The following is an 11,551-nucleotide window of genomic DNA, read 5'->3' as shown; positions in this document are numbered from 1 at the left end:
AGCAAGTTGGTACCACACCTTCCCATCCCGAACAGGACCGTGAAACGACTTTGCGCCGATGATAGTGCTGCAACCAGTGTGAAAGTAGGTCATCGTCAGGCTCTTATTCCGCATCGCCCCTGATTCAAATCGAATCAGGGGCTTTTGCTTTTTTAAATCCTTCTACACTTCATTTCCTACCGCACTCTTCAGCCAAATTTGTTTAGATTTGCTTGTGCTTTCCTGTTCTTCTGATTCGAGCCTCCGCCTTAGACTGTCACTGACTGACTTATTTCCTCTTTAGCCTCCTCATCTATTCCTGCTCTCGTCACTAAGTAATTTTTGTATCACTTAGTGATTACAGTGCTTTGCATTGTCTCTTCGCTTGTCTTTTTAGAAATGATCGATTTTGAAGCCTTAGACTTATTTGTCGATGTTTTATCCGATATATTTGAACCAAGCACTTCTTGTTTTTGTCAAAGCCGTGAGTAAGCCTAACTGAATAAAAATTGACGAAAATGTCATTTTAAATGCATACTTAGTTTTTATTTTAATAATATTTAAGGGGAGAGTTTCATGCGAAATAGTAGTCGCAATATTATTGTGGCATCTTTGATGGCAATGTCTGTTTCGGTCAGTGCTGCGGATGCGCCTAAGAAAAAATGGGATGTGAATAATCCACCCGGAGAAAGTAAAACAACAAATTTGGATGTCAGAACTGGCACTTGGATGAGTGTCGATGTTAGCCCAGACGGTAAACAAATTGTGTTTGATGTACTCGGTGATTTGTATCTCATGCCAATAGCCGGAGGAGAAGCGAAAGCCTTGACGCATACAATGGCTTGGGAGATGCAAGCGCGGTTTTCTCCTGATGGTAAGCAAATTGCTTATATGTCAGATGCTGGCGGTGGTGACAATGTCTGGGTTATGAACGTCGATGGAAGTAATTCTCGTGCGGTAACGAAAGAAGACTTTCGTTTATTGAATAATCCTGTGTGGCATCCAAACGGTGAGTTTATCGCTGCCCGCAAACATTATTCCGGTACTCGCTCCCTAGGTTCTGGTGAAATTTGGATGTATCACGCCAGTGGTGGTTCTGGTGTGCAAATTAATGAAAAACCAAATTGGCAAAAAGATCTCGGTGAGCCAGCTTTTTCACCTGACGGTCGTTATGTCTATTTTTCACAAGATACGACAAGTGGATCGGCGTTTGAATATAACAAGAATTCAAATGCACAAATTTATCAGATATTTAGAAAAGATTTACGTGATGGGAAAACCATCTCCTTTGTGAGCGGTTCTGGCGGTGCAGTGCGCCCGACGCCATCGCCTGATGGTAAGTATTTGGCGTTTGTTCGTCGCGTCAGAAATCAAAGCACCTTGTTTTTGAAAGACTTGAAAAGCGGCGAAGAATTTCCTGTTTGGGGAGAGCTAGAGCGAGATATGCAAGAAGCATGGGCAATTCATGGCGTTTATCCTGCGTTTTCTTGGATGCCGGATGCAAAGCAAATCGTGTTGTGGGCAAAGGGGAAAATTTGGAAAGTTGATCCATTTGCAAAATCTGCTCAAGAAATTCCATTTCACGTCAAGGATACACGTGAAATTCGCAATGCCGTTCGATTTGCGACGCCGGTTGGTAGTGAGCAATTTGACGTTAAACAATTGCGTTGGGTAAATGTGTCACCAAAAGGCGATAAAGTCATTTATTCAGCATTAGGACACCTGTATATTCGCGATCTGCCGAATGGTTCACCACGTCGTTTGACGAAACAAAACGATTATTTTGAGTATTTCCCGCAATTCTCACGTGATGGCCAAAGTGTCATATTTACTACCTGGCATGATGAGAAATTAGGTGCTGTTAAAACAATCGATTTACGCAGTGGACAAGAGTTAACTTTAACTAAAGAGCCAGGCAAATATGCTGATGTCACGCTTTCCCCAGATGGAAAGCAAGCCATTTTTGTAAAATCACGAGGCGGTTATTTAACCTCCCCATGGCATGGAATGGAAACGGGTGTCTATGTCGTTCCTACTGATGGGAAATCAATTCCTCGGAAGGTGGCCGATGATGGGAGTGCTCCTCAATTTGCGAACGATAACGATGTCATTTATTTGACGCGTACTAAGTACACTGGAGAGGTCGATTGGTCGACTTCATTGTTCCGTGTCAAGCTGGACAGAAGTGAAGATGTGGCTATTGCAAAAGGTGATTTTGTTTCTGCGTTCTCAGTATCTCGTGATGGAAAATGGCTGGCTTTTAATGAGCGGTTCCATGCGTATGTGATGCCGATGCCATTGGTCGGTAAAACCTTAACTGTTGGGGCGAAAGCGGATGCTTTGCCAGTAAAGCAATTAGATGTCAACGCTGGCGATTATTTGCACTGGTCTGGAGATAGTCAGAAGATTCATTTTTCTTTGGGCGACGAATTATTTACCACCGCTTTAACCAATACATTTGGATTTGTAGCGGGCGCCCCTAAAGAATTACCTAAGCCAGTAGAGTCCGGTCTGAAAATCGGATTCCGTGAAGTATCAGATAAGCCAAATGGATCGATTGTTTTATCCGGTGCACGTGTAGTGACCATGAAGGGGGATGAGGTTATTGAGAATGCTCGTATCGTCATTAAGGATAACCGGATAGTTCAAGTGGGAACAGCTGAAAATGTTTCTGTCCCAGCTGGCGCAAAGCAGATCGACCTAAAGGGAAAGACAATTATTCCTGGTCTTGTTGATGTACATTGGCATGGTGGCATGGGGGAGAGTGAAATAATTCCTCAACAAAGTTGGGTCAATTATGCATCTTTGGCATTTGGTGTAACGACGATACATGATCCCTCAAACGACACGACTGAAATCTTTACTCAAAGCGAAATGCAAAAAGCAGGGCGCGTGGTCGCTCCTCGAATTTTTTCGACGGGAACTATTTTGTATGGCGCAAAGGCCAACTTTAGTGCTGTTGTAAATAGTCTTGATGATGCGTTGACACACATGAAACGCTTGAAGGCTGCTGGCGCGATTTCTGTGAAAAGTTACAACCAACCTCGTCGTGAACAGCGTCAACAAATTCTGGAGGCAGCCCGTCAAACTGGCATGATGGTTGTGCCAGAAGGTGGTTCACTTTTTCAGCATAATATGACGATGGTGATCGATGGACATACTGGTGTGGAACATTCGATTCCGGTTGCAAATGCCTATGATGACGTTAAACAACTTTGGTCACAGACTCAGGTTGGATATACACCAACTTTAATTGTTGGTTACGGCGGGTTAGATGGCGAGCATTATTGGTACGCCAGAACCGACGTTTGGAAGCATCCTATATTGTCTCGTTACGTTCCTCGCTCGGTACTTGAGCCTCGCAGCGTTAGACGTTTAACTGCGCCAGAGGAAGATTTTAATGTCTTTAATGTGGCGCGTACTGCGACTGAATTACAACGTGCTGGCATACCTGTAAATTTGGGCGCGCATGGCCAACGCGAGGGTTTAGGCGCACATTGGGAAATGTGGACATTGGCTCGTGGTGGCATGACTCCGTTAGAGGTGATTCGTGCATCTACTTTAAATGGCGCGCGATATCTGGGAATGGACAAAGACATTGGCTCATTAGAAGTAGGTAAGTTGGCTGATTTGGTGATTTTGAATGGAGATATTCTAAAAGATATTCGTCAATCCGATCAAATTGCACAAGTGATGATTAACGGTCGCTTATATGACGTTGAGAATATGAATGAAGTCGGATTAAGGAATAAAGCTAGAAAACCATTTTTCTTTGAGGGTAAGAATGGTGTGAATGCACCTGTCAATGTGGAAACGCATGGTGAGGGGCATGGTCATTAAGTACATTTTTGATCGAAGTGTTTTAGAAAATGCCGCAATTTTTTGCGGCATTTTTTTGTCTTGGAAGTTGGCAATCAATTATCTTGTAGAAGAAGCTTAAAGAGCCGCGAAAATAGGCAGGTTCTATGTCGATTCTTGATTTAGCAGAAACTTGATTTGAATAAGATCTTAAAGATGCCGACTCTTATCTGCTTTTCCGTTTAAATACTTTAGAATAGAGGGTTAGATAAAAATGATGTGAATCGTCGCATTGAAATCGCTATTTAAGCGGGAAAAACTCATGAAATTGTCAAATACTCAAGAAATTATTGAAGAATTACGTGCTGGACGCATGGTGATTTTGGTCGATGAGGAAGATAGAGAAAACGAAGGTGACTTAGTATTGGCTGCTGAGTTTGTAACTCCAGAGGCGATTAACTTTATGGCGAAATATGGCCGTGGGTTAATTTGTTTAACATTGACAGAGGAACGCTGTAATCAGTTGAATTTGCCAATGATGGCGACACGCAACGGCACCGCATATGGAACCAATTTCACTGTCTCAATTGAAGCGGCTGAGGGCGTTACAACAGGAATTTCGGCCGCAGATCGTGCTCGTACTGTTCAAGTTGCAGTTGATCCTAAGATGACGGCTGACGATATTGTTCAGCCAGGTCATATCTTCCCATTAAAAGCGCAAAAAGGTGGCGTGCTGATGCGAGCAGGTCACACAGAGGCTGGATGTGATTTTGCAGAGTTGGCTGGATTGAATCCATCTTCAGTCATATGTGAGATCATGAAAGATGACGGTACAATGGCTCGATTGCCCGATCTAATGATATTCGCGGAAACTCATGGATTAAAGATTGGAACGATTGCTGATTTGATTCGTTATCGTAGTCAAAATGAAAGCATGGTGCAGCGGGTTGCTGAGCGTGATATGGAAACTGTGCATGGCCAATTCAAAGCAATCGTCTATCGTGACTTGCCTAGTAACTCCGCACATCTTGCATTAATTCATGGCGATATTAGTAGCGAGAAGGAAGCATTAGTTCGCGTTCATCAGCCAGTATCGATTTTAGATTTATTAGAAGCGCAAATTTCGACACATTCTTGGAGTATTGCCAACGCGTTGGCAATGATTAAGTCTGCAGACAATGGTGTCATGGTCTTACTAAATTGCGAGGAAACGGCGGAACAGTTGTTTGCGCAATTCAATGCTTTGAAAACGCCAGAAAGTCGTCCACAGGCACGTGCAGCGCGTATGGATCTGCGGACTTATGGTATCGGTGCTCAGATTTTAAAAGATGTCGGCGTCGGGCAGATGCGATTGTTGGCAAACCCGCGTAAGATGCCGTCAATGACAGGCTTCAACTTGGAAGTGACAGGTTATCTGGATAGTTCTACAGTAAAGTAATCTCAGTAAATTTGCTGACAAGTAAATTGAAAATAAGATGAAAAATAAATGAGACCCTGATGGTCTCGAGAGGAAATGAAAATGACAGTTGGACATTACGAATCAAATTTAGATGGTGCTGGTGTACGCGTTGGGATCGTACAGGCGCGATTCAATGAAAATGTTGGCGCAGGCTTATTAGATTCATGTTTGCAAGAATTACGACAACTAGGTGTCATGGATGAAGATATCCTTCATGTTACCGTGCCAGGAGCGCTAGAAGTTCCTTTAGCCTTGCAAAAGCTGGCGGCGACCCATCAATTTGATGCGCTGATTGCGCTCGGAGCGGTGATCCGAGGTGAAACTTATCATTTTGAGTTGGTATCAAATGAGTCTGGTGCTGGTATCACGCGTGTAGGTTTGGACACTGGAATCCCAATTGCAAATGCAATTTTGACGACCGAAAATGATGCTCAGGCGGAAGCACGTATGCACGAAAAAGGTGCTGATGCAGCTCGTGTTGCAGTGGAAATGGCTAATTTGACTCTCGCTTTAGAAGAGCTTGCAGAAGCGACTGAGGGCATCGAGTACGAGCAAGGGTAAATTGTGTCGTCTCTAGAGTGACAGCACGATGCAAAGATAAAAGTAAATATAGGAAATAGAATGACATCAAATACCCAACACGCAAACCCAAGTAAAAGTCGCTCGCCACGTCATCGTGCACGTGAGTTCGCATTACAAGGAATTTATCAGTGGTTGTTAAATAATGAAGACTCTGGTGTGATTGACGCGCACATTCGTGAAGCACATGGTTTCGATAAAGCTGACCGCGAACATTTTGATGCCTTATTACATGGTGCTATCAATCAGTCAATTCAATTACGTGAGGAATTTGCGCCATTTATTGATCGTGGAATCGCCGAATTGTCACCGATTGAGCACGCTGCTTTGTTAATCGGTGCCTATGAAATGAAGAATCACATAGAAATTCCATATCGGGTAATTATTAACGAAGCCGTTGAGTTAACAAAATCGTTTGGTGGACAGGATGGTCACAAGTATGTCAATGGCGTATTAGATAAATTGGCTACACGTTTACGCACGGTTGAAGTTGAAAGTAAGAAGTAAAACTAAGGCAATAAATATTGAAATAATTGGCAAATTATTTGCGTATTGAGTAAAAAACCGATGAATTGAATCATCGGTTTTTTTATGCGCGTCAATTTATTCGAAACTGTATTCTAATAAGACTTGTGAGGCATCGGTTCCTGTAGAGCTCCAAGTTGTTCGTCCATGCCCTTTAATTCCCGCAAAATCACCAGTTCCTGATCCAGAAATGACATTTAAGGTGCTAATGGACTGACCAGATTTCATTGAGCCAATATGTTGCAATATAAATCCACCCACACGATCACCAATTCTACCTGTGAGGTATTCTAGTCCAACAAAACTTGATGAATCTGTGTTGCCAGCAAATGCCAAACATTCAAAGCTCGATTCAGCTTGAATATCACCTAGATAAAGGTGGGTTAATTTTGAGCGTCGAAGACCCGTCGTCAGGTCAAGTTTTTCATCTATACCAAAAAGTTTTACCGTGCCACAAGCTAACATTTCGTTTACCTCCCCAGGGCGTTCAAAAGATTATTTTCATTTTTATTCAAGGTGAACTTTGGTTTTGCCTAAGACACGATGATTATTACCTTTTGAGTATTTTTTTTGCGCTTATTTTTTTGCTTATTATTGTCTACATGCGTTGGGCTTGTCGCCTCTTGTGCACATGTGTACTTGAGTATTTCAAAATTCACGTATCATGTCTACTCACAAAATCACATACTCTATGTGATTTTGTGATAGTTCTTATGTTGTTTAAAAAATATTTTAACTTAAAAGCCCCTTGAGTAATGATGAAATTTAGACAAATCGAAGCTTTTCGTTGTCTTATGGTCGCAGGCACGAGTATTGGCGCGGCAAGAAAGATGAATATAACCCAGCCGGCAATTAGTCGTTTAGTTTCTGATTTAGAGGAATCTCTCGGGTTTCGGCTGTTTAATCGATCAAAAGGGCGATTAGAGCCAACCACAGCAGGTGTTCGATTTTATCGAGCGGTGGAAGAAAACTTTCTTGGTTTAGAACGCCTAACGCAGGTAGCTAGCAATATTCGTAATGAGACACCTGAGGGCATTTCGGTTGCCTGTTTGTTTGTGCTGTCAACGACACTGATGCCTCTCGTTCTTAAAGAGTTTTTTAAATATCATCCAGATGTCCCGGTGACGATCGATACTTGTAACGGACCGGAAATTTTAGTGCGCCTGCAAGATATGAAAGTTGATATGGCGATTGCACTTGATTTTCCTCCATTTGCAGGAATTGAAATTGAGAAAATCTTGAAGGTGAATGTGATGTGCGCGATGCCAGAAGGGCATCGTCTTGCGTCAAAAGAGTCTATTTCTCCCGAAGATTTACATGAAGAGAATATGATTGGATGGGTGCCTATTATTTCTCAGAATTATGAGAAAGAACGACAAAGTTTGATTGACGTTGGTAGTGTCCCTAGAAATGTGATTAAGACGCATACATCGCATACACGTTATGCAATGGTTGCTAATGGATTAGGTCTGTCAATCGTTGAGCCATTTGCCGCCAAAATTTGGGCATCTAATGGTGTCGTTGTTCGTCCGTTTTCTGCCAAGATTAGCTATGAATACGTCTTGGCATATCCTGGTGGCGGGATACGATCACAAATGATGCGTGACTTCCGCGACGCGGTAATGACCGTGGCTGCGGACTATGATTTTGGTTTTGAAACACGTGTGGATGAAGCAAACGTCTAATTGACATGGAGTGCCAATAAAAAACGCACCATATAGTATTGATCTATGTGGTGCGCCTTTCAAACATCAAGGATTGCTAGAAAATTTTTTAGATTCCTGCAATTTGATCTGTGTTCATAGATGCTTGTTGCGTGATTTCATCTGGACGTTTATCGTTAACGTCCTGTGGTCGTGAAATCATACTTGGTTTCGCGGTTGTCGAGTAAATCGATACGGATTTGCCAGCAGCGACATCTTTTAGGCGTTTGTACTCGGCCATCACTAAGCCTCCATAGCCGCCATCTGTTTCCATATCAGCAGCGCCGACATAACGCTTCAAACCAGCTTCAACAGAACCTGCACTGTTAACATACTCTTTGAGAATCATTGCGCCAACCTTGATATTGGCTACGGGATTGAGTGCAGCTTTGATACCACCTAAATCAGAGAATTTTTCATGATGTACTTTGGACATCACTTGCATTAATCCTTGGGCGCCAACCGGGCTCTCTGAAAATGGGTTGAAACGTGATTCAATTGCGATAACCGATAAGATCAACAAGGGATCTAATTTGGTTTCTTTTGCAGTGAGGTAAGTAGCAGAGACAAGCATATCGATTGCTTCATCTGCGACGCGATAGCGTTTTGACAGCCAATTGGTTACCAGTTGTTGTTGACGCTGCGTACCGATTAAGTTTTGGTAATTGCCCTCACTACTTGCGTTTGCACCAGTTTCTACGTCGCCAACTTGACTAACTAACTGAGGAGTAGCCATCAGTAGCGCTAAGTTTGGTTCCGCTACTTTGTCTTCAACTGCGATCGTGGTGTCATCGCTAAATGGCGACAAAACACGGAATTTTTCCGCTAGGTCTGGATTTACAAACATGCTACCAAGTACAACCAATGCGATTAAACCCAAGCCAGATGTAAGATGTAATATGGTGGTAAGTACATTGACCTTTGACTTGCTAGCTAATAGACGAGCAAGCTCTTTTTCTGCAGATATACACTTGCTTGGAGAGCGAGCTGTTAGAATTAAATTTTGAAGCATACAACCTCCTGAATTGTCGAGAAGTGTCACGCATATTTACCAGTAATGGCGAAACATGCTCATCTACGAATCAGAAACATCGTCTTGGTGTTGACATACAATGTCAAACTAAGACGCCGGAGTTCTTCATTCTTTTCGGTCTTGCGATGGCATGGCAGAAAAGAATAAATAACGATATTCGGGTTGAGGCTTTCGCCTGATTTGAGGTAAGGAGATTTTTTGTCCTTACTCATACATGAGATCCCGAGTCCCAAAGTTGAGTTCTGTCATTTACATTAAGCGATGAACTCGAACTAAACTTCAAAATATTACTGTTAATCAATCCAGTAGTTTTCAAAGTTGGGCGAATTGTAGGTGTGCATTTATATCGAGTCAATACTATAAATCGAGTTCTTAATAACTTTTGGATCTTACTTTTCGTGCTGCAATGCAGCAAAACCTAATGAAATCAATTACTTGGCTAAGTATTTTAAGTAAACTCTTTGATCAACTGAATTCGTAAAAAAAGATGAAATATTCAGATTTAAGGGATTTTATTTCCCAATTGCAGCAACAAAATGAATTAAAACAAATAGTTACACCAATCTCGCCGATTTTGGAGATGACCGAAATTTGTGATCGTACCTTGCGAGCGGAAGGTCCAGCATTGTTGTTTACCAATCCCACTGGTCACACAATACCTGTTTTGGGAAATCTATTTGGCACACCCAAGCGAGTGGCAATGGGAATGGGGGCGAATGACATTAGCGAGCTACGAAAAATTGGACATGTTCTTTCGTCTTTAAAAGAACCTGAGCCACCAAAAGGTTTTAAAGATATTCTCGGTCTTGGTTCTCTCGTCAAAGCTGTATGGGACATGGCGCCAAAAGAGCTACGTGGTGCGCCTTGTCAGGAAATTGTTTGGGAGGGTAACGATGTCGACCTTGGACGATTGCCGATTCAACATTGCTGGCCAGGTGATGTGGCGCCTTTGATTACTTGGGGCTTGGTGATTACGAAAGGACCGCATAAAAAACGTCAGAACTTAGGAATCTATCGACAGCAGGTCTTAAGTCGAAATAAAGTGATTATGCGATGGTTAGCACATCGTGGTGGTGCATTAGATTTTCGTGAGCATGCTTTGGCCACTAAAGGACAACCGTATCCCATTGCAGTTGCTTTGGGGGCAGATCCGGCGACTATTTTAGGTGCCGTAACGCCAGTGCCCGATAGTTTGTCTGAATACCAGTTTGCAGGATTATTGCGTGGTAGTCGAACCGAGTTAGTGAAGGCGATTGGTAGTGAGCTTAGAGTCCCTGCGTCGGCAGAAATTGTACTAGAAGGGCATATATATCCTGATGAGTCTCATCCTAGTGGATATGAGCATGCATTGGAAGGCCCATACGGCGATCACACCGGCTACTACAATGAGCAGGATAGTTTTCCGGTGTTTACGATTGATAGAATTACGATGCGCCGAGATCCAATTTATCATTCGACTTATACTGGAAAGCCACCGGATGAGCCTGCCGTACTTGGCGTCGCGTTAAATGAAGTGTTTATCCCACTGCTACAAAAACAATTTCCTGAAATAACAGATTTTTACTTGCCACCTGAAGGATGTAGTTATCGGATGGCTGTCGTGCAAATGAAAAAATCTTATGCTGGTCATGCTAAGCGTGTGATGTTTGGTGTTTGGAGTTTTTTGCGTCAATTTATGTACACTAAATTTATTATTGTGGTGGATGAAGACGTCAATATTCGAGATTGGAAAGAAGTCATTTGGGCGATTACAACCAGAGTTGATCCTATCCGTGATACCACTATGGTGGATAATACGCCGATTGATTACTTGGACTTTGCATCGCCTATTAGTGGCTTAGGAAGTAAGATGGGTTTGGATGCGACGAATAAATGGCCGGGTGAGACTACACGTGAATGGGGTACAACAATTCAGATGTCACCGGAAGTCAAAAAACGTATAGATCATATCTGGCAAGAGTTAGGTATCTAGTTGGTGGTTTTGTCGGTGCTGTGATTTTTCACTCACGAACGGTGAGCAATGCGCTATAATGCGGCTTGGCGGGCCCCTGCGCATTGCGGCGTGACCAATCTGGTCAGGTCGGGAACGAAGCAGCCACAGTCATTTCCCGTAAGTGCCGCAGATCAGGCTCGCCCCTTTCTATCTTGGACTCGCTCCGAAATCTCAGTTCTTTCTGAAACTTCCTACTCTTTAGATTAATGTAGTTCTATGTGACTTGCCTTTGTTACGCTTTTCTTGATGTGTAATGTAGAAGCAGGATTGCGCCATTATTCTTATATCCACATAAAATAGAGCTGCGGATCTGCGTAAAATTCTTTAAAATGCAGCAGCGTCTTGATGTGCTTTGCTTCTTATAACTTAGCTATAGAGTCAGAGAATAAATAAACCAGCAAACAATCTCAATCAGATTCATCGTTAATGTTAGCTGGTACTCGTCAATTACTAAAATTAAATACGCTAGACTGAGATATTTC

The 11,551-nt window shown here is 42.7% G+C and carries 8 protein-coding genes, 1 rRNA gene and 1 other RNA gene; 8 read left to right on the top strand and 2 right to left on the bottom strand.

Features of this window, described 5'->3' with window-relative positions; all coding sequences use genetic code 11:
• The 5 genes from rrf to nusB form a co-directional block, all read left to right on the top strand.
• Nucleotides 1–101 (top strand): 5S ribosomal RNA (gene rrf, locus H8K33_RS04335); the annotation flags it as partial.
• A 454-nt stretch (nt 102–555) separates the two neighbouring features.
• On the top strand, nt 556–3,819 hold the full coding sequence (locus H8K33_RS04330; RefSeq protein WP_186889710.1) for an amidohydrolase family protein: 3,264 nt from the start codon (nt 556–558) through the stop codon (nt 3,817–3,819).
• A gap of 280 nt (nt 3,820–4,099) precedes the next feature.
• Nucleotides 4,100–5,215: a bifunctional 3,4-dihydroxy-2-butanone-4-phosphate synthase/GTP cyclohydrolase II gene (ribBA, locus tag H8K33_RS04325; protein ID WP_186889709.1), complete on the top strand. Its 1,116-nt coding sequence runs from the start codon at nt 4,100–4,102 to the stop codon at nt 5,213–5,215.
• A gap of 81 nt (nt 5,216–5,296) precedes the next feature.
• The gene (gene ribH / locus H8K33_RS04320) at nt 5,297–5,797 is read left to right on the top strand and encodes a 6,7-dimethyl-8-ribityllumazine synthase (protein WP_186889790.1); all 501 of its coding nucleotides are present in this window, start codon (nt 5,297–5,299) and stop codon (nt 5,795–5,797) included.
• A 60-nt stretch (nt 5,798–5,857) separates the two neighbouring features.
• Complete coding sequence (gene nusB, locus H8K33_RS04315; protein WP_186889708.1) at nt 5,858–6,322, top strand: transcription antitermination factor NusB; 465 nt, start codon at nt 5,858–5,860, stop codon at nt 6,320–6,322.
• Between the two features lie 96 nt (nt 6,323–6,418).
• Here nusB and H8K33_RS04310 read toward each other — a convergent pair whose 3' ends face one another.
• Nucleotides 6,419–6,805 (bottom strand): DUF3224 domain-containing protein, encoded by a 387-nt coding sequence (locus tag H8K33_RS04310; RefSeq protein WP_186889707.1) that lies wholly within the window; start codon nt 6,803–6,805, stop codon nt 6,419–6,421.
• A 290-nt stretch (nt 6,806–7,095) separates the two neighbouring features.
• On the opposite strand from H8K33_RS04310, the gene H8K33_RS04305 reads away from it, so the two are divergent.
• Entirely contained in the window at nt 7,096–8,025 is a 930-nt protein-coding gene (locus H8K33_RS04305; protein WP_186889706.1) for a LysR substrate-binding domain-containing protein, read from the top strand.
• A gap of 88 nt (nt 8,026–8,113) precedes the next feature.
• On the opposite strand, the gene H8K33_RS04300 is transcribed toward H8K33_RS04305, so the two are convergent.
• Nucleotides 8,114–9,055, bottom strand: a complete 942-nt coding sequence (locus H8K33_RS04300; protein WP_186889705.1) for a transglycosylase SLT domain-containing protein — start codon at nt 9,053–9,055, stop codon at nt 8,114–8,116.
• A 508-nt stretch (nt 9,056–9,563) separates the two neighbouring features.
• Here H8K33_RS04300 and ubiD point away from each other — a divergent pair.
• Together ubiD and ffs are read left to right on the top strand one after the other, a co-directional pair.
• Nucleotides 9,564–11,048 (top strand): 4-hydroxy-3-polyprenylbenzoate decarboxylase, encoded by a 1,485-nt coding sequence (ubiD, locus tag H8K33_RS04295; protein ID WP_186889704.1) that lies wholly within the window; start codon nt 9,564–9,566, stop codon nt 11,046–11,048.
• A gap of 67 nt (nt 11,049–11,115) precedes the next feature.
• An RNA gene (ffs, locus tag H8K33_RS04290) (signal recognition particle sRNA small type) lies at nt 11,116–11,214 on the top strand.
• Nucleotides 11,215–11,551 lie beyond the last annotated feature (337 nt).

It is taken from the genome of Affinundibacterium amnicola, from assembly GCF_014284275.1.
In the GTDB taxonomy this organism is placed as follows: domain Bacteria; phylum Pseudomonadota; class Gammaproteobacteria; order Burkholderiales; family Burkholderiaceae_D; genus Undibacterium; species Undibacterium amnicola.
Note: the sequence above shows the minus strand (reverse complement) of the source record. Positions and strands in the feature narration are given on the sequence as shown.